This is a genomic window from Acidovorax sp. SUPP950 (assembly GCF_030158935.1).
Classification (GTDB): domain Bacteria; phylum Pseudomonadota; class Gammaproteobacteria; order Burkholderiales; family Burkholderiaceae_C; genus Paracidovorax.
In genome coordinates this window covers 313,527-336,943 of sequence record NZ_BQXE01000004.1, presented here as the reverse complement: position 1 = coordinate 336,943, position 23,417 = coordinate 313,527, and the positions used below count along the sequence as shown (strand labels likewise).

At 64.3% G+C, this 23,417-nt stretch carries 19 protein-coding genes and 2 tRNA genes; 12 read left to right on the top strand and 9 right to left on the bottom strand.

All coding sequences use genetic code 11. From position 1 onward, the window contains the following. Positions 1-46: 46 nt before the first annotated feature. A complete protein-coding gene (locus AVME950_RS18490) occupies positions 47-1,039 on the bottom strand; it encodes a DUF808 domain-containing protein (protein ID WP_284430933.1) in 993 nt (330 codons plus the stop codon). A gap of 236 nt (positions 1,040-1,275) precedes the next feature. Between AVME950_RS18490 and AVME950_RS18485 the strand changes: the two genes are divergently transcribed. Then, positions 1,276-1,992, top strand: coding sequence for a class I SAM-dependent methyltransferase (locus AVME950_RS18485; RefSeq protein ID WP_284430932.1), 717 nt, complete (start codon positions 1,276-1,278; stop codon positions 1,990-1,992). A 69-nt stretch (positions 1,993-2,061) separates the two neighbouring features. Here the strand turns inward: AVME950_RS18485 and purL are convergent, their stop codons facing one another. After that, entirely contained in the window at positions 2,062-6,060 is a 3,999-nt protein-coding gene (gene purL, locus AVME950_RS18480; RefSeq protein ID WP_284430931.1) for a phosphoribosylformylglycinamidine synthase, read from the bottom strand. A 221-nt stretch (positions 6,061-6,281) separates the two neighbouring features. Between purL and map the strand changes: the two genes are divergently transcribed. Further along, positions 6,282-7,097: a type I methionyl aminopeptidase gene (map, locus tag AVME950_RS18475; protein ID WP_272569475.1), complete on the top strand. Its 816-nt coding sequence runs from the start codon at positions 6,282-6,284 to the stop codon at positions 7,095-7,097. A gap of 116 nt (positions 7,098-7,213) precedes the next feature. Beyond that, complete coding sequence (locus AVME950_RS18470; protein ID WP_284430930.1) at positions 7,214-9,808, top strand: [protein-PII] uridylyltransferase; 2,595 nt, start codon at positions 7,214-7,216, stop codon at positions 9,806-9,808. A 118-nt stretch (positions 9,809-9,926) separates the two neighbouring features. Here the strand turns inward: AVME950_RS18470 and def are convergent, their stop codons facing one another. After that, positions 9,927-10,466, bottom strand: coding sequence for a peptide deformylase (gene def / locus AVME950_RS18465; RefSeq protein ID WP_284430929.1), 540 nt, complete (start codon positions 10,464-10,466; stop codon positions 9,927-9,929). Between the two features lie 88 nt (positions 10,467-10,554). On the opposite strand from def, the gene AVME950_RS18460 reads away from it, so the two are divergent. From AVME950_RS18460 to AVME950_RS18430, 7 genes are all read left to right on the top strand, one after another. After that, the gene (locus AVME950_RS18460; protein ID WP_284430928.1) at positions 10,555-10,983 is read left to right on the top strand and encodes a YbaN family protein; all 429 of its coding nucleotides are present in this window, start codon (positions 10,555-10,557) and stop codon (positions 10,981-10,983) included. A 92-nt stretch (positions 10,984-11,075) separates the two neighbouring features. Further along, a tRNA-Asn gene (locus AVME950_RS18455) sits at positions 11,076-11,151 on the top strand. Positions 11,152-11,214: 63 nt separating this feature from the next. Further along, positions 11,215-11,290: transfer RNA gene (locus tag AVME950_RS18450), tRNA-Asn, on the top strand. A 223-nt stretch (positions 11,291-11,513) separates the two neighbouring features. Further along, a complete protein-coding gene (locus tag AVME950_RS18445; protein ID WP_284430927.1) occupies positions 11,514-11,924 on the top strand; it encodes a YgiW/YdeI family stress tolerance OB fold protein in 411 nt (136 codons plus the stop codon). 199 nt (positions 11,925-12,123) lie between these two features. Further along, positions 12,124-12,882 carry a leucyl/phenylalanyl-tRNA--protein transferase gene (gene aat / locus AVME950_RS18440; protein WP_284430926.1) on the top strand — a complete coding sequence of 253 codons (759 nt, stop codon included), beginning with the start codon at positions 12,124-12,126 and terminating at the stop codon, positions 12,880-12,882. After that, positions 12,879-13,616, top strand: a complete 738-nt coding sequence (locus tag AVME950_RS18435) for an arginyltransferase (RefSeq protein WP_284430925.1) — start codon at positions 12,879-12,881, stop codon at positions 13,614-13,616. The genes aat and AVME950_RS18435 overlap by 4 nt, the downstream gene beginning before the upstream one ends. A gap of 67 nt (positions 13,617-13,683) precedes the next feature. Then, entirely contained in the window at positions 13,684-14,487 is an 804-nt protein-coding gene (locus tag AVME950_RS18430; protein ID WP_284430924.1) for an IclR family transcriptional regulator, read from the top strand. 126 nt (positions 14,488-14,613) lie between these two features. Here AVME950_RS18430 and AVME950_RS18425 read toward each other — a convergent pair whose 3' ends face one another. The 6 genes from AVME950_RS18425 to AVME950_RS18400 all read right to left on the bottom strand — a co-directional run bounded on the left by AVME950_RS18425 (position 14,614) and on the right by AVME950_RS18400 (position 22,106). Next, complete coding sequence (locus AVME950_RS18425) at positions 14,614-15,711, bottom strand: serine hydrolase (RefSeq protein ID WP_272569464.1); 1,098 nt, start codon at positions 15,709-15,711, stop codon at positions 14,614-14,616. 115 nt (positions 15,712-15,826) lie between these two features. Next, positions 15,827-17,365 (bottom strand): 2-isopropylmalate synthase, encoded by a 1,539-nt coding sequence (locus tag AVME950_RS18420; RefSeq protein WP_284406930.1) that lies wholly within the window; start codon positions 17,363-17,365, stop codon positions 15,827-15,829. A 208-nt stretch (positions 17,366-17,573) separates the two neighbouring features. Next, positions 17,574-18,407 (bottom strand): CDP-diacylglycerol--serine O-phosphatidyltransferase, encoded by an 834-nt coding sequence (gene pssA, locus AVME950_RS18415; protein WP_284430923.1) that lies wholly within the window; start codon positions 18,405-18,407, stop codon positions 17,574-17,576. 196 nt (positions 18,408-18,603) lie between these two features. Then, positions 18,604-19,620 (bottom strand): ketol-acid reductoisomerase, encoded by a 1,017-nt coding sequence (gene ilvC, locus AVME950_RS18410; RefSeq protein WP_284430922.1) that lies wholly within the window; start codon positions 19,618-19,620, stop codon positions 18,604-18,606. Between the two features lie 63 nt (positions 19,621-19,683). After that, the gene (ilvN, locus tag AVME950_RS18405) at positions 19,684-20,175 is read right to left on the bottom strand and encodes an acetolactate synthase small subunit (RefSeq protein WP_092743827.1); all 492 of its coding nucleotides are present in this window, start codon (positions 20,173-20,175) and stop codon (positions 19,684-19,686) included. Positions 20,176-20,318: 143 nt separating this feature from the next. Further along, positions 20,319-22,106, bottom strand: coding sequence for an acetolactate synthase 3 catalytic subunit (locus AVME950_RS18400; RefSeq protein WP_284430921.1), 1,788 nt, complete (start codon positions 22,104-22,106; stop codon positions 20,319-20,321). Positions 22,107-22,390: 284 nt separating this feature from the next. Between AVME950_RS18400 and AVME950_RS18395 the strand changes: the two genes are divergently transcribed. Both AVME950_RS18395 and AVME950_RS18390 read left to right on the top strand, forming a co-directional pair. Next, positions 22,391-22,960, top strand: a complete 570-nt coding sequence (locus AVME950_RS18395; protein ID WP_284430958.1) for an RNA polymerase sigma factor — start codon at positions 22,391-22,393, stop codon at positions 22,958-22,960. Further along, on the top strand, positions 22,957-23,403 hold the full coding sequence (locus tag AVME950_RS18390; protein WP_284430920.1) for a DUF3619 family protein: 447 nt from the start codon (positions 22,957-22,959) through the stop codon (positions 23,401-23,403). Before AVME950_RS18395 ends, AVME950_RS18390 begins: the two co-directional genes overlap by 4 nt. The last annotated feature ends 14 nt before the right edge of the window (positions 23,404-23,417 follow it).

The following is a 23,417-nucleotide window of genomic DNA, read 5'->3' as shown; positions in this document are numbered from 1 at the left end:
TGTGCCGCAGCGCCACGAGGGCCGCAAAGCGCCCTCCTCCCCGCTCTCAGTGCGCGCCCTTGCCCCGCATGCGCTGCACCAGCGTGACCACCGCCAGCACGGCGGCACCGGCCACGATGCCCACCACCGCATTGAGCAGGTTGGGCACCAGCACGCGCCACAGGCCGCCCGCCGGCCACTGGGCCGCCGATGCGGCCAGGCCCTCGACCGCGTGGTGGACGACGGGCACGCCATGCACCAGAATGCCGCCGCCCACGAGGAACATGGCGGCCGTGCCGGCGACCGAGAGCACCTTCATGAGCCAGGGCGCGGCGGCCACGATGCCGCGGCCCAGCGCCTGCGCGGCGCGACCCGTCTTGCGGGTGAGCCACAGGCCCAGGTCGTCCAGCTTGACGATGCCGGCCACCAGGCCGTACACGCCCACTGTCATGATGAGCGCGATGCCGGCCAGCACGGCCACCTGCTGCCCGAACGGGGCGCTGGCGACCGTGCCCAGCGTGATGGCGATGATCTCGGCGGACAGGATGAAGTCGGTGCGCACCGCGCCCTTGACCTTGTCCTTCTCGAAGGCGGCGATGTCCACCGCCGGGTTGGCGTTGGCCAGGGCATGCGCCTCGCGGCCCGCCTCTTCCTTGGGGGCATCGCCGTGGGGCAGGAACCGGTGCGCCAGCTTCTCCGCACCCTCGAAGCACAGGAACGCGCCGCCCACCATGAGCAGCGGCGTCACCGCCCAGGGAATGAAGGCGCTGATCAGCAGCGCGGCCGGCACCAGGATGGCCTTGTTGACGAGCGAGCCCTTGGCCACCGCCCAGACCACGGGAATCTCGCGATCGGCGCGCACGCCCGTGACCTGCTGGGCATTGAGCGCCAGATCGTCGCCCAGCACGCCGGCGGTTTTCTGCGCCGCCACCTTGGTCATGACGGACACGTCATCGGCCATGGCGGCACTCTTCTTGGCAGCGACCTTGGTCATCAGGGCCACGTCGTCCAGAACGGTGGCGATATCGTCGAGCAGCGTCAAAAGGCTGGCACCGGCCATGGGAATCCTTAAAAAATCGAGGGAGGGAGCGGGTCCACGGGCACGGCGGCGAAAGGCGGCAAGGCCACGGGAACGCCGCGCGGGCCGGGCATGCCGGCCGAAAAGCCTGGCGCCCATCGCCCAGGCGGCGCCCACTATAGCAACGCCCTGCGATGGGTCCGTGTCGGTGCAAGGCGCATACTGGCGGCCTTCCCACCGATATCGGGGTCCTGCACGCGGGCTCTCGCTCCCGCCGCATGCCAGGCTACCTGACCAAGCAAGAAAACATCGCCATCGCCGGCGTCGACGACCTCGTCATCCGCTCCCTGCTGGACCGCCAGCAGTTCTCCGACCCCCTCGGCGACGCCGAAACCCTGGGCATCTCCTCCGCCGCCTGGCCCCTCTTCGGCCTGCTGTGGCCCTCGGGCGCGCAACTGGCCGCACGCATGGCGGCGCGGCCCGTGCAGGCGGGCGAGCGCATCCTGGAACTGGGCTGCGGCCTGGCGCTGGCCAGCCTGGTGTGCCACCGGCAAGGCGCCGACGTGACCGCGAGCGACTGCCACCCACTGGCCGGCACGTTCCTGCGCGAGAACCTGCGCCTGAACGGCATGGGCACCATGAAGTACCGACAGGGCCAATGGGGCAGCGGCGAAGCGCTGGGCCCGCCGCAGCAGGACGAGAGCCCGCTCGCGCAGGCGCACGGCGGCCCGGTGCACGGGCTGTTCGACCTCATCATGGGCAGCGACCTGCTGTACGAACGCGATGCCCGCGCCAGCCTCGCGCATTTCATCGGCCTGCACGCGGGCCCCGCGGCCCAGGTCTGGATCGTGGACCCGGACCGGGGCAACCGCGCCGCCTTCAGCAAGCAGATGGCCGCGCAGGGCTTCGGCCTGCGCGAAGAACGGCTGGACCGTGCCGCGCTGGACGATGCGCCCGCCTACAAAGGCCGGCTGCTGGTGTACCGCCGCACCTGAACGCCGAAGACGGCACGAGCACACAGGCCGCCGGAGCGCGCCGGCGCGCTTCCGGCTTTTCGGCCTTCCTCAGCCCACCCAGCGGCGCGCGTTGCGCCAGATGCGCATCCACGGGCTCAGCGCGCTGCGGTCGCCGCTGGTCCAGCTCATCTGCACGTTGCGGAACACGCGTTCGGCGTGCGGCATCATGGCCGTGAAGCGCCCATCGGCCGTGGTCACCGCCGTGAGGCCGCCCGCGCTGCCGTTGGGGTTGAACGGGTACTGCTCGGTGGCCGCGCCTTGGTGGTCCACATACCGCATGGCGGCGATGGCCTGGGCCGGGTCGCCGCGGTACTTGAAGTTGGCGTAGCCCTCGCCGTGCGCCACGGCGATCGGCAGGCGGCTGCCCGCCATGCCGGCGAAGAACAGGCTGGGCGATTCCAGCACCTCCACCAGCGACAGCCGCGCTTCGAAGCGCTCGCTCTGGTTGGTGGTGAAGCGGGGCCAGGCCTCGGCGCCGGGAATGATGTCGGCCAGCTCGGCGAACATCTGGCAGCCGTTGCACACACCCAGGCCGAAAGTGTCCTTGCGGCCGAAGAAGCCCTGGAACTGCTCCGACAGCACCGGATTGAACGTGATCGAACGCGCCCAGCCGATGCCCGCGCCCAGCGTGTCGCCGTAGCTGAAGCCGCCGCAGGCGACCACGCCGGCAAAGTCCGACAGCTGCGCGCGACCTGCCTGCAGATCGGTCATGTGCACGTCGTAGGCCTCGAAGCCCGCCTCGGTGAAGGCATAGGCCATCTCGATGTGAGAGTTGACCCCCTGCTCGCGCAGGATGGCGACCTTCGGCCGCGCGAGGTTCAGGAACGGCGCGGCCACGTCCTCGGACGGATCGAACGTGAGCGCCACATGCAGGCCCGGATCATTGGGCACGCCTGCGGCGGCATGCTCGGCATCGGCCGTGGCCGGGTTGTCGCGCTGCTGCGTGATCTTCCAGCTCACCGCGTCCCACACCTGGTGCAGGTCGGACAGGGTGGCGCTGAACACGTTCTTGGCATCGCGCCACACCTGCAGCTCGCCCTTGCCGGCGTCCATGGTGGACGAGGCAGGCCGCGTCTTGCCGATGAAGTGGCTGGACCGGGACAGGCCGTGCTCGCGCAGGGTCTGCATGACCTCGTTGCGCTCGGCGGTGCGCACCTGCAGCACCACGCCCAGCTCTTCGTTGAACAGCGCCTTGAGCGTCAGCTCCTCGCGGCGCGCGCTCACCTGCGAGGCCCAGTTCTTGGCGTCGCCCGTCTCCATGCGGCTGTCGCTGATGCCGTCGCCCTCGGTCACGAGCAGATCGACGTTCAGCGCCACGCCCACATGGCCGGCGAAGGCCATCTCGGCCACCGCGGCCAGCAGGCCGCCGTCGCTGCGGTCGTGGTAAGCCAGGATCTGGCCCTTGGCGCGCAGCGCGTTCACGGCATCGACCAGGCGCACCAGGTCCTGCGCATCGTCCAGGTCGGGCGCCACGTCGCCGCTCTGGCCCAGCACCTGGCCCAGGATGCTGCCGCCCATGCGGGCCTTGCCATGGCCCAGGTCGATCAGCACCAGCGTGGTGTCGTCCTGCGCCGCGTCCAGCTGCGGCGTGAGCGTGCCGCGCACGTCGGCCAGCGTGGCGAAGGCGCTGACGATCAGGCTCACGGGGGAGGTGACCTTCTTCGCACCGCTGTCATCCTTCCACTGGGTGCGCATGGACAGCGAATCCTTGCCCACCGGGATCGAAATGCCCAGCGCCGGGCACAGCTCCATGCCCACGGCCTTCACGGTGGCGTAGAGCGCTGCATCCTCGCCGGGCTCGCCGCAGGCGGCCATCCAGTTGGCCGAGAGCTTCACGCGCGGCAGCTCGATGGGCGCGGCCAGCAGGTTGGTGATGGCCTCGGCCACGGCCATGCGGCCCGAGGCGGGCGCGTCGATGGCGGCCAGCGGCGTGCGCTCGCCCATGCTCATGGCCTCGCCGGCAAAGCCCTGGAAGTCGGCCAGCGTGACGGCGCAGTCGGCCACCGGCACTTGCCAGGGGCCCACCATCTGGTCGCGGTGCGACAAGCCGCCCACCGTGCGGTCGCCGATGGTGATGAGAAAGCGCTTGCTCGCCACCGTGGGGTGCGCCAGCACGTCGATCACCGCCTTTTGCAGCGCCACGCCCGTGAGATCGATGGGCGCGAATTCGCGCTGCACGGTCTTCACGTCGCGGTGCATCTTGGGCGGCTTGCCCAGCAGCACCTCCATGGGCATGTCCACCGGCAGCTTCTGATCGCCGGTGGCGGCCGTGTCCTCCAGCACCAGCTGGCGGTGCTCGGTGGCCGTGCCGATCACGGCGAACGGGCAGCGCTCGCGCTCGCAGAAGGCGCGGAACTGCTCCAGCGATTGCGGCGCGATCGCCAGCACGTAGCGCTCCTGGCTTTCGTTGGACCAGATCTCTTTCGGGGCCAGGCCCGACTCCTCGAGCTGCACCGCGCGCAGGTCGAAGTGCGCACCCCGGCCGGCGTCGTTGGTCAGCTCGGGGAAGGCATTGGACAGCCCGCCCGCGCCCACGTCGTGGATCGCCAGGATAGGGTTGGCCGCACCCTGCGCCCAGCAGTGGTTGATGACCTCCTGCGCGCGGCGCTCGATCTCTGGGTTGCCGCGCTGCACGGAGTCGAAATCGAGCTCCGCCGCGTTCGCGCCCGTGGCCATGGAACTGGCCGCGCTGCCGCCCATGCCGATGCGCATGCCCGGGCCGCCCAGCTGGATCAGCAGCGAGCCGGCCGGGAATTCGATCTTCTGCGTGAGGCCCGCATCGATGGTGCCCAGGCCGCCGGCGATCATGATGGGCTTGTGGTAGCCCCGGTCCACGCCGCCCACCGACTGCTCGTACTCGCGGAAATAGCCCAGCAGGTTGGGCCGGCCGAACTCGTTGTTGAACGCCGCGCCGCCCAGGGGGCCTTCCACCATGATCTGCAACGGGCTGGCGATGTGCTCGGGCTTGCCGAACTCGCCGCCCCAGAGCTTGGACACCGTGAAGCCAGTCATGCCCGCCTTGGGCTTGGAGCCGCGGCCCGTGGCGCCCTCGTCGCGGATCTCGCCGCCCGCGCCGGTGGAAGCGCCGGGGAACGGCGAGATGGCCGTGGGGTGGTTGTGCGTTTCCACCTTCATCAGGATGTGGTTCGTGACGCTACTCTTTTCATAGCACACTGCCCTAGTGGAATTTGCACTGGCGGGCATTTTGGCCAAAAACCGCTCGACGCGCGTGCCTTCCATGACCGAGGCATTGTCCGAATACGCCACCACCGTGTGCTGGGGCGCCAGCTGGTGGGTGTTGCGGATCATGGCGAACAGGCTCTTGTCCTGCTTTTCGCCGTCGATGGTGAACTGCGCGTTGAAGATCTTGTGGCGGCAGTGCTCGCTGTTGGCCTGCGCGAACATCATCAGCTCCACGTCGGTGGGGTTGCGCGCCAGGCCCTGGAAGGCATTGACCAGGTAGTCGATCTCGTCGTCGGCCAGGGCCAGGCCCCACTGGGCGTTGGCCGCCTCAACCGCCGCGCGCCCGCCGCCCAGCACATCGACGAACTCCATCGGCGCGGCCGGCAGCTCGGTGAACAGGGCCTCGGCGCCCGAGCGGTCCCACACGACCGACTCGGTCATGCGGTCGTGCAGCAGCGCGGCGATCTGTCCGCGCTGCGCATCGGTCAGCGTGGGCGTGCCGCCCAGCAGGCCGGATTTGAGCGAGAGGCGGTATTCGGTGATGCGCTCCACGCGGCGCAGCGCCAGGCCGCAGTTGTGCGCGATATCGGTGGCCTTCGACGCCCAGGGCGAGACCGTGCCCAGGCGCGGCGTGACAACAATGGCCGGGCCATCGGCCGGGCCGCCGTAGGGGTCCCCATAGGCCAGCAGCGCGGCGAAGCGATCGGTTTCGGCCGGGGTGGGCACCGCGTCGGTGGCCACCAGGTGCACGAAGCGGGCGGCGATGCCCGTGATGCGGTCGTGGATGGCCTGCAGCGCGGGCAGCAGCTGGCGCATGCGGAAGGCGCTGAGGGCGTTGCCGCCTTCGAACGTGCTGAGGTGCAAGGAGGGCTTCGTGGACGATGTCGGCGAGATCACTTCGGCGGCCTGTTGGGTGATGGAAAAGGTGCGGCCCCACCCTGGACCGCCGGCCGCTGACTGGGGCCGGCTGGGCAGGGTGCGGAGAATGCTGAGCCCGGCATTTTACCGGGGGCGGATCGCATCGCCGACGAGGCCTTCGCCCGCGTGGCCCGCATCGGCCAAGCGCGGATGGGATAATTGGCCCCATGAGCATCACCATCAAAGACGCCGAAGGCATCGCCGGCATGCGAGAGGCATGCCGACTGGCTTCGGAAGTGCTGGACTACATCGCGCCCCACATCCAGCCTGGCATCACCACGAACGAAATCGACCGCCTCGCGGCCGAATGCATGGCGCAGCAGGGCACCATCTCCGCCACCATCGGCTACCAGCCGCCGGGCTATCCGCCCTACCCCAAGTCGCTGTGCACGTCGATCAACAACGTGGTCTGCCACGGCATCCCGAACGACAAGCCCCTGAAGAAGGGCGACATCATGAACGTGGACGTCACCGTCATCACCAAGGACGGCTGGTACGGCGACAACAGCCGCATGTACCTGATCGGCGACGTCTCCATCGCCGCCAAGCGCCTGTGCAGCCTCACCTTCGACGCCATGTGGATCGGCATCCAGCGCGTCAAGCCCGGCGCCCGCCTGGGGGACATCGGCCACGCCATCCAGAAGTACGCCGAGGGCCACGGCCTGTCGGTGGTGCGCGAGTTCTGCGGCCACGGCATCGGCCAGAAATTCCACGAAGAGCCCCAGGTGCTGCACTACGGCTACCCTGGCACGCTGGATGAGCTGCTGCCCGGCATGACCTTCACCATCGAGCCCATGCTGAACGCCGGCCGCCGCGAGGTGAAGGAGTTCGGCAACGACGGCTGGACCATCGTGACCAAGGACCGCAGCCTGTCGGCGCAGTGGGAGCACACCGTGCTGGTGACCGAGACCGGCTACGAAGTCCTCACCCTGTCGGCCGGATCGCCGCCGCTGCCAGCCTTCGTGACCGCCACGAAGACCTGACCGGAACACGGCGCGCGGGCCGGCCGCGCGGCGGCCGGGCGCACGGTTCTTGCTTTGCCTGGTGCTAACCTGCCAACCCAGTCGCTCCATCCGCACCCGCCACCCCGCCGCCGTCCATGACCGACCTGCAAACCCTGCGCGACGCCTACCGCCAAGACAAGGCCACCCTGCTCGCGTCGCTGCAATCCACGGGCGCCTCCACGCGCGGCGTTCGCACCCTGCTGCACAAGCTCTCCACCCTGGCGGACCGCCTGCTGCGCCAGCTGTGGCAGCGCGCCGGCATGCCGGACGACCTGGCGCTGGTGGCCGTGGGTGGCTACGGCCGGGCGCAGCTCTTTCCCCATTCCGACGTGGACGTGCTCGTCCTGCTGCCGGATGGCGCCACGCCCGGGGCCGGCTGCGCCTTGTCCACGTGCATCGAATCGTTCATCGGCAGCTGCTGGGACGCGGGCCTGGAGATCGGCTCCAGCGTGCGCACGGTGGCCGACTGCCTGACCGAATCCGCGGCCGACGTGACCGTGCAGACCTCGCTGCTCGAAGCCCGCCGCGTCTGCGGCAGCTCGCCGCTGTTCGCCGCGTTCCAGCAGCGCTACGACGCGCAGATGGACGCGCAGGACTTCCTCATCGCCAAGACGCTGGAGATGCGCCAGCGCCACACCAAGTACGAGAACACGCCCTACTCGCTGGAGCCCAACTGCAAGGAATCACCCGGCGGCCTGCGCGACCTGCAGACGGTGCTGTGGGTCGCCCGCGCGGCCGGCCTGGGACGCGACTGGCGCGAACTGGCCGCCAACGGCATGGCCACGCCGTTCGAGGTGGCCCAGATCGAGCGCAACGAGGCCGTGCTGTTCCTCATCCGCGCGCGGCTGCACGCCGTGGCCGGCCGCCACGAGGACCGGCTGGTGTTCGACCTGCAGACCGCCGTGGCCGAATCGTTCGGCTACCGCTCCCACTCGCCTGACGGCAAGCGCCTGGCCATGCGCGCGAGCGAAACCCTCATGCGCCGCTATTACTGGGCGGCCAAGGCCGTGTCGCAGCTCAGCCAGATCCTGCTGCTGAACATCGAGGAGCGGCTCAGCCCCTCCACGCACGAACTGCACCGCATCAACGACCGCTTCTTCGAGAAGGCCGGCCTCGTCGAGGTGGCCAGCGACGACCTGTACGAGAAGAACCCCCACGCCATCCTGGAAACCTTCCTGCTCTACGAAACCACGCTGGGGCTGAAGGACCTGTCGGTGCGCACGCTGCGCGCGCTCTACAACGCCCGTGGGGCGATGGACAGCGCCTTCCGCCGCGACCCGGTCAACCGCGCGACCTTCATGAAGATCCTGCGGCAGCCCTCGGGCATCACGCATGCGATGCGGCTCATGAACCAGACCTCCGTGCTGGGCCGCTACCTCTGGCCGTTTCGCCGCATCGTGGGCCAGATGCAGCACGACCTGTTCCACGTCTACACCGTGGACCAGCACATCCTGATGGTGCTGCGCAACGTGCGCCGCTTCTTCATGGCCGAGCATGCGCACGAATACCCGTTCTGCTCGCAACTGGCCGGCGGCTGGGACAAGCCGTGGCTGCTGTACCTGGCGGCGCTGTTCCACGACATCGGCAAGGGCCGCGGCGGCGACCACTCCAAGATCGGCGCAGAGGAAGTGCGCCACTTCTGCCGCCAGCACGGCGTGGACGAGGAAGACGCGGCGCTGGTCGAGTTCCTGGTGCGCGAGCACCTGGCCATGAGCCAGGTCGCGCAAAAGCAGGACCTGTCCGATCCCGACGTGATCGGCGCTTTCGCCCAGCGCGTGGGCAGCGAGCGCCGCCTCACCGCGCTGTACCTGCTCACCGTCGCGGACATCCGCGGCACCAGCCCCAAGGTCTGGAACGCGTGGAAGGGCAAGCTGCTGGAAGACCTGTACCGCGCCACGCTGCGCGCCCTGGGCGGCCACGCCCCCAATGCCGCCGCCGAAATCGAGGCCCGCAAGCGCGAAGCCATGGTCATGCTGGCGCTGCAGGCCCAGCCGTTCGAGGCGCACAAGAAGCTGTGGGACACGCTGGACGTGGGCTATTTCATGCGGCACGAAGCCGCCGACATCGCCTGGCACACGCGCCACCTTTCGCGCTACGTGGGCACCGGCCGCACCGTGGTCCGCGCGCGGCAGTCGCTGGCGGGCGAAGGCCTGCAGGTGGCGGTTTATGCGCCCGACCAGCCCGACCTCTTCGCCCGCATCTGCGGCTATTTCGACCGGGCGGGCTTCAGCATCCTCGATGCGCGGGTGCACACGGCCCACGATGGCTGCGCGCTCGACACGTTCCAGGTCGTGGCCTCGGAGCAGGCCGGGCACTACCGCGAACTCACGCACATGGTCGAGAGCGATCTCGCCCGCGCGATCGAGGACGAAACCGCGGGCCTGCCCGAGCCGGCGCGCAAGCGCGTCTCGCGCCGCGTGAAGAGCTTTCCCGTGGCCCCGCGCGTCACGCTGCGCCCCGACGAGAAAGCCCAGCGCTGGCTCATCAACATCTCCGCCAGCGACCGGGCGGGCCTGCTCTACCTGGTGGCGCGCATCCTTTCGCGCCACCACCTGAGCGTGCAGCTGGCCAAGGTCAGCACCCTGGGCGAGCGCGTGGAAGACACCTTCCTCGTGCACGGCCCGGAACTGCAGAGCAACGCGCGGCAGATCCAGATCGAGACCGAACTGCTGAACGCGTTGTCCGAGTGAAGGGCCACTGGGATACGCCCCATCCGATGCTACTCATTTGATAGCATAACGCCCTAGTATTGTTTGCGCTGGCGACCAATTCCATTCATATTTTCCGAGGCAACGCTTGCCTGGTCCGTCAGTCGTCTTCCGCGTCGGCGAGCTCGGGAAACAGCACCTCGGTGTAGCCGAACTGGGTGAAGTCGCGCACCCGCATCGGGTAGAGCTTGCCGATCAGGTGGTCGCATTCGTGCTGCACCACGCGCGCATGGAACCCCTCCGCCGTGCGGTCGATCGGGTCGCCATACGGGTCCAGGCCCTGATAGCGGATGCGGGACCAGCGCGGCACCTTGCCGCGCAGGCCGGGAACGGACAGGCACCCTTCCCAGTCCTCTTCCTCCTCGTCGCCCAGCGGGGTGATCTGTGGGTTAAGCAACACGGTGCGCGGCACCAGGGGCCGATCGGGGTAGCGGGGGTTCTTGCGGTCCGAGCCGAAGATCACCAATTGCAGATCCACGCCGATCTGCGGCGCGGCCAGGCCGGCGCCATTGACGGCCTCCATGGTGTCCAGCATGTCGCGCACCAGCAGGTGCAGCGCGTCGGTGTCGAACTCGGTCACGGGCTGGGCCACGCGCAGCAGGCGCGGATCGCCCATCTTGAGAATGTGTTGAACGGTCATGGGAATGAAAGGAAGGGCCGACGGTCAGCGTCGAAGTGCCCGCAGCATAGCGCGCCGACCGCCCCCATGCCGCAGGCACAATCCAGGCATGCCGCCCCCGCTCCCGCCAGCGCCTTTGCCACCGCCGCCGCCCCGCCCCGCCCCGCTGCCCCTGCCGGTGCGCTGGCTGCTGCTGTGCTTTGCGGTGCTGAGCCTGGTGACCGGCATCATCGGCATCTTCGTGCCCGGCCTGCCGACCACGGTGTTCATCCTCATGGCCGGCTGGGCGGCGGCCCGCAGTTCGCCCCGGCTGCACGCGTGGCTGTGGCGCCACCCGCTTTTCGGCCCCATGCTGCGCGACTGGGCCAACGGCGGCCAGGTGAGCCGCCGCGCCAAGTGGAGCGCCAGCATCCTCATGGCGCTCGCGGCGGCCGTGCTCGCCTTCAGCCACGCACCCCGCTGGGTGGCCATCAGCGCTTCGCTGTGCATGGCGTGCGTGCTCGCCTGGCTGTGGCAACGGCCAGAGCCGGCCCGTTGAGGGCCGATGGGAGGCAACCTGCAACCCGATCCATCAGGCAACCGCAGTTCTTCGAATTTGCTCACTTTTTGTGTATATAATCTAAGTCTTGTTCCTCGATAGCTCAGTCGGTAGAGCGCCGGACTGTTAATCCGTAGGTCCCTGGTTCGAGCCCAGGTCGAGGAGCCAAGATCATCAAGGCCTTGCATGTGTACGCAGGGCCTTTTACATCGCTAGTCAGATACCGAATATTCCTCGATAGCTCAGTCGGTAGAGCGCCGGACTGTTAATCCGTAGGTCCCTGGTTCGAGCCCAGGTCGAGGAGCCATCGACAGCCTTCCAAGCTGTGAAAAAGCCCGCTATTTCATCGATAGCGGGCTTTTTTGTTTTCCGGTCCCGTGATTTTTTGACCAGGCATTGCCGACATCGACCGAATCGGCCGTCCGGCCATCGCCTACACCCTGCCCTCTGCCGCTTCGGCATCCTTTGTGGCTCCTTGCTGCGGGTCACCCAACCCGCAGGCCATTCAATCATCCCAAAGGAGTGAAGCCATGCAGAAAACCACCACCGCGTTCGTTCTCACCCTCGGCCTGCTGGGCGCCGCCGCACCGGCCATGGCGCAGTACACCGGTCCCACCACGGGCGAACATGCTGCAGCACCCGCAGCCGGCAGTGGCTACACCGGGCCCACCTCGGTGCCCACGATGACGGTCAAGCAACTGCTCGACACCGCCACGGACGACCAGCACGTCCGCCTGCAAGGCCGTATCGTGTCCCATGACGGTGGCAAAAACTACACCTTCGCAGACGACAGCGGCCGCATGCCCGTCGAGATTTCGGACAAACGCTTTCCGGCAGGCCAACCCATCAGTGCCCAGCAGCGGGTGGAACTGGTGGGAGAGGTAGACAAGGGCATCCGCAAAATGGAGTTCGAGGTGGAGCAGGTTCGCCTGATTCCCTGATCGGATGAAGCAGGGGCCCGAGCGCCGCCACTCGCCCTAGCGAAAGGCCATCCGCGGGAACGGCCTTTCTGTCATCGCCTGCTGAAGGCGGGCTTGGATCGACTCCATCCGAGCAGTCTCCGCCCGACCGATCCGAAGGCCGCCTCGCCGCCCTGCGCACTCGGCGACAATGCATTGCTTCTTCCATTTTTCCCTGTGCATGGCTGACGATCATTTGCCTTGGCTGCAACCCGGCGACGAATTTCCCAGCGTGGCGCTCAGCTGGGGCAGCGAATCCGCGGCCCCGGGACTGCTGGCCGCTGGTGGAAATCTCAGCGTCGCCCAATTGAAAAGTGCCTACCAGCAAGGCATTTTTCCGTGGTTCAGCCCCGGGCAACCCGTGCTCTGGTGGAGCCCCGATCCCCGCATGGTGCTGCCCGTGGCGGAATTTCGTCTGCACCGTTCGCTGCGCCGCACCTTGCAGAAATTCCGCGTCTCGCCCCAGTGCGAAATCCGCGTGGACCATGACTTCGGCGCGGTCATCAAGGCCTGTGCCGGCACGCCAAGGTCGGGCCAGAACGGCACCTGGATCGTGCCGCAGATGGTGGACGCCTATCGTGCATTCCACACCGCCGGCTTTGCGCACAGCGTGGAGACGTGGGTCGACGGCCAGCTCGTCGGCGGGCTGTACTTCATCGCGCTGGGCAAAGCCGTTTTTGGCGAATCGATGTTCGCCCACGCCACCGATGCATCGAAGGTCGCGCTCGCAGCTTTCGTCTGCTTGTGCCGGCACCACGGCGTGGCGCTTATCGACTGCCAGCAGAACACAGCCCATCTGGCGTCTTTCGGCGCCCATGAAATAGACCGCGCCCGGTTCCTGGACCACGTGGCAGAGGCCTCCCGGGAAGCACCTGTTTCCTGGAAATTCGAGCCCGTATACTGGACTGCGCTGATGCCCCCTACTGGGAATCCGGGATGACGCAACTCAACGATCTGCCGCTGCAAACCTTGCAGTTCTATGCCACGGCCCCTTACCCATGCAGCTACCTGCCTGCACGGCAGGCACGCTCGCAGGTTGCCACCCCCAGCCACCTGATCCAGAACGATGTGTATTCGGATTTGGTGTCGCGGGGGTTTCGCCGCAGCGGCATGTTCACCTACCGCCCCTACTGCGATGGCTGCCAAGCTTGTACGCCGCTGCGCGTGCTGTCCAAATCGTTCAAGCCCGATCGCAGCCAGCGCCGCGCATGGGCGAAGCACGGAAACCTGCAGGCACGCGTCCTGCGCCTGGGCTACGTGCCCGAACACTACCAGCTTTATCTGCGCTACCAGAACCTGCGCCACTGCGGCGGCGGCATGGACCACGACAGCATCGACCAGTACACCCAGTTCCTGCTGCAGAGCCGGGTCAACTCCCGGCTTGTGGAGTTCCGTGAACCCGACCTGGACGGCACCCCCGGTGCATTGCGGATGGTCTCGATTCTGGACGTGTTGGACGACGGCTTGTCTGCCGTCTACACGTTCTACGAACCCGACCCCAGCTGCAGCTACGGCACCTACAACGTACTGTGGCAGATCGAGCAGGCGCGCACGCTGGATCTGCCCTATGTCTACCTGGGCTACTGGATCGAAGAGAGCCCAAAGATGAACTACAAGGCACGCTTTCTGCCCCATGAATTGCGGACCAACGGCGAATGGAGACTCGCGCCATGAGGTGGTGAAGACGGCCGCCCTGCATTTCACAAGATAAAATGCGCGCTTCTCGTCAACACACATCACCATGAAAAAAGACGATGCCGGCGCGCCCGCCAAACCCAGCGTCCAGGTGCTGGAGCGCATGTTTGCACTCATCGACGTGCTCACCTCGCGCGAGGAAGCGATTTCCCTCAAGGAAATCAGCGAGAAGACCGGATTGCACCCTTCCACGGCCCACCGCATCCTGAACGACCTGACCATCGGCCGTTTTGTGGACCGCCCGGAATCCGGCAGCTACCGCCTCGGCATGCGTTTGCTGGAATTGGGCAACCTGGTGAAAGCGCGCCTGAGCGTGCGCGACGCGGCGTTGACCCCGATGCGCAACCTGCACAAGCTGATTCAGCAGCCTGTCAATCTGAGCATGCGCCAGGGCGATGAGATCGTGTATGTCGAGCGAGCCTACAGCGAACGCTCCGGCATGCAGGTGGTCCGTGCCATCGGCGGCCGAGCGCCGCTGCATCTGACGTCGACGGGCAAACTGTTTCTGGCCGCAGACGATCCCCAGCGGGTCAGAGCCTATGCGATGCGCACTGGCCTGTCGGGACACACCCGCAACAGCATCACGCAGCTGCCGGTGCTGGAGCGCGAATTGGGCAAAGCCCGCCAGTACGGTATTGCGCGAGACAACGAGGAACTCGAACTTGGCGTGCGCTGCATGGCAGCGGGCGTGTACGACGACCAGGCCCATCTGGTCGCAGGCCTTTCAATCTCCGCCCCCGCGGATCGCCTGGATGAGAACTGGCTGCCAAAGCTCCAGGCGACTGCCAGCGAAATCTCCCAGGCCCTGGGCTATTCCACCAGCCGGCGCGACAAAACAACTGCTCCCTAGCATGCCCCAAGACAAAACGCGCATGGCAAGCAATGCGCGTGGGTCAAAGGGGTCGGATCGCCTTTGGTCTTTCGCCTCTCCTGATCTCAAGCCCTGCCATTCAGAACAGGCGGGGACCGAGTTGCGTTAGGGCTTCGTGCCGATGGCGTGAAGGGTGGGCGCACCACCAATGGAAGGCAGTTTTTCCACCCAGTTGCGCACGCGCTCAGCATCGCCCAGGCGGCTGAACTTGCCTGCAGAATCCAGGAAAACCATGATCAGCTTGCGGCCCGATATCTGGGCCTGCATCACCAGGCAACGGCCTGCTTCGGAGATGTATCCCGTCTTTTGAAGGCCGATGTCCCAAGCCGGGCTTTTCACGAGCCGATTGGTGTTGTTGTACTGCAGCGTGCGGCGCCCCACGGCCACTTCATAGCTGGGAGACGTAGTGAGTTCGCGCAGCATGGGATCGCCATGGGCAATATTGACCAAGGTGGCCAGATCGCGGGCACTGGACTGGTTATGGCTGGACAGGCCCGTGGGCTCCACATAGCGGGTATCCGTCATGCCCAGCAGCTTCGCCTTCGCGTTCATCTGCGCGACAAAAGCTTCCAGCCCGCCAGGGAAGGTGCGGCCCAAGGCATGGGCCGCCCGGTTTTCGCTGGACATGAGGGCCAGATGCATCATCTCGCCCCGCGTGAGGGTCGTGCCCACGGCCAAACGAGAACTGCTGAACTTCTCGGTATCCACGTCGTCTTGCGTGATGGTGATGGGCTCATCCATCGGCAAGTGGGCTTGCGATACGAGCAGCCCGGTCATCAATTTGGTCAGCGATGCAATGGGCAGAACGGCATGGTCGTTCTTGCTCAGCAGGACTTCGTTGGTCTCCTGGTCGATGACCAAGGCCACGCTGGACTTCAAATCCAGGGGATCGGTGAGGGAGTGCAGGCCGGCGACTTGTCCGAAGGACAACTTTTCAGGGACGGCCACCATGCGAGTAGCGGCCTTCACGCTACGCGCGGATGCGCGGGTGGTGGCCTTGACACGGGTCACCGCCTTGCGGGAAACCACCGTGGCAGAGCGTGCCACAGGACGCTGTTTGGCAGTCGAAGATGCAGCCTGCTTCTTGACCTGCACCTTCTTTCGCTCTGCCGCGTGCACCGAGGTGGCCGTGAGCGCAATGCTCATCGCAAGGAATGCGACGGTGCGAAAAAAACGAGAAGAAGCGCGAGGGCGTACGTGCATCAGAATGCTCCAAGCGGTAAAAAGTGTTTGTCAGTGTACAGAATCGAAAAAAGTCGCGCAAGATCAATACCTTGCGCGACCTTTCAATAAAGTGAATGAATTATAAATTCGATGGTCAGCCTTGTGCGGCGACTCGATCGGCTTTACTTTGTAATTTGTTCAACGCACTGATATAGGCTTTGGCTGACGCGACCACGATGTCGGGGTCTGCGCCCACCCCGTTCACCACCCGGCCGCTGTTCTGCAGCCGCACCGTCACTTCCCCCTGGCTCTCTGTCGAACCGCTGATGGCATTGACCGAATAGAGCACCATTTCGGCCCCACTCTTGACGTGCGACTCGATGGCCTTGAGTGAAGCATCCACAGGCCCATTGCCATCCGACTGGCCCCGCACCTCCTTGCCGCCCACGGTGAAGACAATGGTGGCTTGCGGGCGCTCGCCCGTTTCGCTGTGCTGCGACAACGACACGAAGCCATACTGCTCCTGCTCGTTGGCAGCACTCTCACCACTGACCAGCGCCAAGATGTCTTCGTCGAAGATCTCGCTTTTGCGGTCCGCCAACTCCTTGAACTTGGCGAAAGCGCTGTTGACGTCCGTTTCGCTGTCAAGCTGCACACCCAATTCAAGCAAACGCTGCTTGAAGGCATTGCGGCCACTCAACTTGCCCAGCACGATCTTGTTGGCAGACCAGCCCACATCCTCGGCCCGCATGATTTCGTAGGTGTCACGGGCCTTCAGCACGCCATCCTGATGGATCCCGCTGGCATGCGCAAAAGCATTGGCGCCCACCACGGCCTTGTTGGGCTGCACGACGAACCCCGTCGTCTGGCTGACCATGCGGCTGGCCGCCACGATGTGCTGGGCCTCGATGCCCAGCTCCAGTCCAAAGTAGTCCTTGCGTGTCTTGACGGCCATCACGATCTCTTCCAGCGAGCAGTTGCCTGCCCGCTCGCCCAGCCCGTTGATCGTGCACTCGACCTGGCGGGCACCGCCGATCTTCACGCCCGCCAGAGAGTTGGCCACCGCCATGCCCAGATCGTTGTGGCAATGAACCGACCAGATGGCCTTGTCGCTGTTGGGAATCCGCTCCCGCAAAGTCTTGATGAAGTTGCCATACAGTTCGGGAACCGCATAGCCGACGGTGTCAGGCACGTTGATCGTGGTCGCCCCCTCTGCGATCACGGCTTCCAGGACGCGGCACAGGAAATCCATCTCGCTGCGGTACCCGTCTTCCGGGCTGAACTCGATGTCGCCGATCAAGTTGCGGGCGAATCGGACCGACTGCTTGGCCTGCTCCAGCACCTGCTCGGGGGTCATGCGCAGCTTCTTTTCCATGTGCAGCGGGCTGGTCGCAATGAACGTATGGATGCGTGCGCTATTGGCCCCTTTCAGCGCTTCCGCTGCACGCGAAATATCACGATCGTTCGCGCGGGACAGGGAGCAGATGGTCGAGTCCTTGATGGCTTGCGCAATGGACTGTACCGCCTCGAAATCCCCGTTGGAGCTGGCAGCAAACCCCGCTTCGATCACATCGACCTTGAGACGCTCGAGTTGACGCGCAATGCGCAGCTTCTCGTCCTTGGTCATGGATGCGCCAGGCGACTGCTCGCCGTCGCGCAACGTGGTGTCGAAAATGATCAGCTTGTCTGCCATTGTGTTTCTCCAGAGATGGTGGGGGTCCGCAACGTTGAAATTCTGGCACGCAAAGCAAAAAGGCCCGCTGCGGATGCATACGGGCCTTTTTGCAAGAAGAGCGCCTGTGCGCTAGCGTCTTCGCCCGAAAGCGAATAGCGATAGCAGCGGCAGTGCCAGCGTTTTCATGCGGCGCAATGTAGCACACCAGCCTGACGCAGCGGCGCAATCACTTGTGCAAGCCACGTTCGTCCGGCTCGTCAGTGGACATGCTGATCACGCTGCTGTGCTGCCCTTTCGCCTTGCGCCACGCATAGACGAAGTATCCGCTCAGGCCATACAGCACGAACACGCTGAACAGCACGGTGGGTGGGTGGATGTTGATGATGGCGATACCCAGCGCGATCAAAACGATGACGGCGAACGGCACACTCTTCTTCATCTGAATGTCTTTGAAACTGTAAAACGGGACATTGGTCACCATCGTGAGGCCCGCATACAGCGTGAAGCCGAACATGGTCCAGCTTACCTGTGACCAGCTCATCCAGCCCGTCTCGCCGCGGCGTACACCGAGTTCCGTCAACAACCAGATGAAGCCCGCCACCAATGCGGCGGCGGCAGGCGATGGCAAGCCTTGAAAGTACCGCTTGTCCACCACGCCGGTGTTCACATTGAAACGGGCCAATCGCAGGGCAGCACAGGCGCAATAGACGAAAGCGGCGATCCATCCCCAGCGTCCCAGCCCCTTCAGCGCCCACTCATAGGCAATGAGCGCTGGTGCGGCTCCGAAAGACACCATGTCGGAGAGCGAGTCCATCTGCTCGCCAAAGGCACTCTGCGTATTGGTCATCCGGGCCACACGCCCGTCCAGGCTATCGAGCACCATGGCACAGAACACACCGACGGCAGCAAGATCGAAGCGGCCATTCATGGCCATCACGATGGCATAGAACCCCCCGAAAAGCGCCGCCAACGTGAACAGATTGGGCAGTATGTAGATGCCTTTTCGCCGCTTGCGCACCACCACGGGCGTGTCATTGGCGAAATCATTGCCCTCGTGCATCAAATGAACCTCCAGCGCCCACACGGTCAGCGCAAGCAGCTATCAAAATTAGAGTACCTCTGCCGGATCCCAGTGATCGGCGGACAGCGGAGTGTAGTGCCTGCACACACTATGAGAATCCAAAGAAAAAGGCCACCGAAGTGGCCTCCCTGCAATCTTGGTACCCACGGCCGAGACCGCAGGCACGCGGCGGCGATCAGTTGCGGGTCTGGTCCACCAGCTTGTTCTTGGCGATCCAGGGCATCATCGCGCGCAGCTTGTTGCCCACCACTTCGATGCTGTGGTCGGCCGTGTTGCGGCGGCGAGCCGTCATCGATGGATAGTTCAGGCGTCCTTCCTGAATGAACATCTTGGCGTAATCGCCGTTCTGGATGCGCTTCAGGGCGTTGCGCATGGCTTCGCGCGACTGAGCATTGATCACTTCCGGGCCGGTCACGTACTCGCCGAACTCGGCGTTGTTCGAGATCGAGTAGTTCATGTTGGCAATGCCGCCTTCGTAGATCAGGTCCACGATGAGCTTGAGCTCATGCAGGCACTCGAAGTAAGCCATTTCAGGAGCGTAGCCGGCTTCGACCAGAGTTTCATAACCCATCTTGATCAGCTCGACCGCGCCACCGCACAGCACGGCCTGTTCGCCGAACAGGTCGGTCTCGGTCTCTTCCTTGAAGTTGGTCTCGATGATGCCGGCCTTGCCGCCACCATTGGCCATGGCGTACGACAGGGCCAGGTCGCGGGCCTTGCCGGACTTGTCCTGGTGCACTGCCACCAGATGGGGCACGCCACCGCCTTGGGTGTAGGTGTTGCGCACGGTATGGCCAGGAGCCTTCGGGGCCACCATCCAGACGTCCAGGTCAGCGCGGGGCACGACCTGGTTGTAATGCACGTTGAACCCGTGTGCGAAGGCCAGCGATGCGCCCTGCTTGATGTGGGGGGCCACATTGTTCGTGTAGACCTCGGCGATCTGCTCGTCGGGCAGCAGAATCATGACGACGTCGGCAGCCTTTACCGCTTCGTTCACTTCCAGCACATTGAGGCCAGCCTTGCCGACCTTGTCCCACGAGGCCCCGCCCTTGCGCAGGCCAACCACGACCTTCACGCCGCTGTCGTTCAGGTTTTGCGCATGGGCGTGCCCCTGCGAGCCATAGCCGATGATGGCCACGGTCTTGCCTTTGATCAGGCTCAGGTCACAGTCTTTGTCGTAGAAAACTTTCATGTTGGCTCCAGGTTGAATCGATGAGGGGGTATTGAAAAAAGGTGAGGAAATAAGCGGAGTGGATCAGACACGCAGAATGCGTTCACCGCGGCCGATGCCGCTGGCGCCGGTTCGAACGGTTTCCAGGATGGCGGTGCGGTCGATGGCCTGCAAAAACGCATCGTTCTTGGACTGATCTCCCGTCAACTCGACGGTGTAGCTCTTCTCTGTGACGTCGATAATTCGACCGCGAAAGATGTCCGCCATGCGTTTCATCTCTTCGCGCTCTTTGCCGACAGCACGCACCTTCACCATCATGAGCTCCCGCTCGGTGTACGCGCCCTCGGTCAGGTCGACCACCTTCACGACTTCGATGAGGCGGTTCAGATGCTTGGTGATTTGCTCGATCACGTCATCGGACCCCGTGGTCTGTATCGTCATGCGCGAAAGCGACGCGTCTTCCGTGGGAGCCACGGTCAGCGATTCGATGTTGTAGCCCCGTGCGGAAAACAGGCCGACGACGCGGGACAGCGCGCCGGGTTCGTTTTCCAGCAGGACGGCAATGATGTGCTTCATGGGTGAAGATTCCTCTTTTCGCTGCCCTCCCCTGGCGCTGGTAAGCGCCAAGCTCGGCAGGCAATAGATTCGTCGTTGGAGATATTGCTATTCAAAGAATAGCTGGAAACGCTTTATGGCAAAGCGCTGAAGAGCGATTAGGCTTAAAGATCTTCCGATCCCAAAAGCATTTCGGTAATGCCCTTGCCAGACTGAACCATCGGGAACACGTTCTCCGTCGGATCAGTGCGGAAGTCCATGAAAACCGTGCGGTCCTTGAGCTTGCGCGCCTCGCGCAGCGCGGGCTCGACGTCTTGCGGCCGCTCGATCAAAAGACCCACGTGGCCATACGCTTCCGCCAGCTTCACGAAGTTGGGTAACGCGTCCATGTAGCTGTGACTGTAACGGCCAGAATATTCAATTTCCTGCCACTGCCGCACCATGCCAAGGTAACGGTTGTTCAACGCACAGATCTTGATGGGAGTGTTGTATTGCAGGCAGGTGGACAACTCCTGAATGTTCATCTGCACCGAGCCTTCGCCCGTGATGCAGAACACTTCGGCGTCCGGCTTCGCCAGCTTGATGCCCATGGCATAAGGAATACCCACACCCATCGTGCCAAGCCCACCGGAGTTGATCCAGCGGCGCGGCTCATCAAATCGATAGTACTGAGCCGCCCACATCTGATGCTGCCCCACATCAGAGGTCACATAGGTGTCGGCATCCTTGGTCATGTTCCAGAGGGTTTCGACCACGTATTGCGGCTTGATGACTTCGTTGTTGCTGCGATCGTATTTGAGGCATTCGCGCTTGCGCCAGCCTTCGATCGTGTCCCACCAGGCGGCCAAGGTACCGGCATCGGCCCGAGTGCTGGATTCGCTCACCATGGTGATCAGCTCCGTCAGTACATCCTTGACGTCGCCAACGATGGGAATATCGACCTTGACGCGTTTGGAGATGCTCGAAGGGTCGATATCGATATGGATGATCTTGCGATCGTTCTGCGCAAAGTGCTTCACGTTGCCGATGACGCGGTCATCGAACCGTGCGCCGACCGCCAGGAGCACGTCACAGTTCTGCATGGCGTTGTTGGCTTCGATCGTGCCATGCATGCCCAGCATACCGAGGAACTTGCGATCGCTCGCCGGGTATGCGCCCAATCCCATCAGGGTATTGGTCACCGGATAACCCAGCATGTCCACCAACGTGCGCAATTCTTGCGTGGCATTGCCCAGCAAAACGCCGCCACCCGTGTAGATGTAAGGCCGCTTGGCGGTCAGCAGCAACTGCAGCGCCTTGCGGATCTGGCCGCCATGGCCTTTGCGAACAGGGTTGTAGGAGCGCATTTCGACGCTCTGCGGATACCCGTGGTAGGCCACCTTCTTGAAGGAGACGTCTTTCGGGATATCGACCACCACCGGTCCGGGACGGCCGGTGCGGGCGATGTGGAAGGCCTTTTTCATCGTCATGGCCAGATCGCGGGCATCCTTGACGAGAAAATTGTGCTTCACTATGGGGCGCGTGATGCCCACGGTATCGCACTCCTGGAAGGCGTCCAGCCCGATCGCGGCCGTCGGCACCTGTCCGGAGATGATGACCATGGGAATGGAATCCATGTAGGCCGTGGCAATTCCGGTCACGGCATTGGTCAATCCGGGGCCGGAAGTGACGAGGGCGACCCCCACTTCACCAGTGGCACGGGCGTAGCCGTCGGCAGCATGCACTGCAGCCTGCTCGTGGCGCACGAGCACATGCTGAATGGTCTCTTGCTTGTAGAGCGCGTCGTAGATGTAGAGAACCGCGCCACCCGGATAGCCCCAGATGAATTGCACGCCTTCGGCCTGCAAAGACTTGATGAGGATTTCGGACCCCATGAGGTCCTGGGACGGGGAATGCGAAGCGCCCTGCGTGGCAGCGGCCGCCGAAGTGATTTCGGCCTTGGAGATTTCCATGATCAACCTTTGCGAATTTCTCTAACGAAAAACCTTGGGTGCCCCTTGTGCGGACTCTTGTGGAGCCGACTTGGAACTTGAGGCTTCGGACATGGGCGAGATGATTGCTGCGCCGGACCGAAACCCGTTTGCCTTTTGAATTGCAGGCCGGATTATGGCACTGCAACATGGATTCTGGGCACGGCACGCCCAAAAGACTTGAAGTCGATGCGATAAACTCGGCAATCACGCGCTGGCGTTTGTCGCCAACGAACCCCAAGCCCCGATCAGCGGGCACCTTTGTCTTGGCTACCGAACAAGAACTCTCCAACTTCCTCAAAAGCGTAGAAAAGCGGGCCTACAAGCGCTCGCTTTATCACGTACGCAATGAGGAGTCGGCACTGGACATCGTTCAGGACAGCATGCTCAAGCTGGCCGAGCACTATGGTGACAAGCCGGTGGCCGAGTTGCCCATGCTCTTTCAGCGCATCCTGTCCAACTGTACGCTGGACTGGTTTCGGCGCCAGAAGACACGCAATGCGTTGTTTTCTAGCATGAGCGACTTCGAAGGGCCGGGAGAAGACGGTGCAGATTTCGATCTGCTGGAAGCCTATTCGGGCCCCGAGGGCGGCGAGACAGCCCAAAGCGCGGAAGATCTGGTCAGGCGTGCCCAGGTTTTTCACGACATCGAAGCGGAAATTCAAGAGTTGCCATCTCGTCAACGGGAGGCGTTTTTGATGCGTTACTGGGAAGAGATGGATGTTGCAGAAACGGCGGCTGCGATGGGCTGCTCGGAAGGCAGCGTCAAAACGCACTGCTTTCGTGCCGTCCAGACCCTCAGCAAAGCACTGAAGGCGAAAGGAATCGAACTATGAATTACCAGTCCTCAACCCATCCTGCGGAAATTGCCGCAGAGCGTTTTGCGCGCCGTGTGACGGCACGCCTTTCCGATGGCACGGCCGAGCTTCCTTACGATATTTCTGAGCGGCTCCGTGCTGCGCGGGTGCAGGCCCTTGCGAAACGCAAGGTGGTCGCACCGGCGCGGCAGACGGCTCCCGCCGTGTTGGCTTCCGGCAACAGCGCGGTGCTGGGCTGGGGCGGAGAAGGCGGTAGCTGGTGGCGCGCCCTGGTGTCGGCCGTTCCAATCACCGCACTGCTCGTCGGGCTGGTGGTCATCAATGTCTCGCAGGACGAAAAAGGGGTGAACGAGGTGGCAGAGGTGGACGCCGCCTTGCTCACGGATGATCTTCCGCCATCTGCTTATGCCGATCCGGGATTCCTTCAATTCCTCAAGACGTCCGCCAACCCGACCCACTGACCCTATTGCAGATT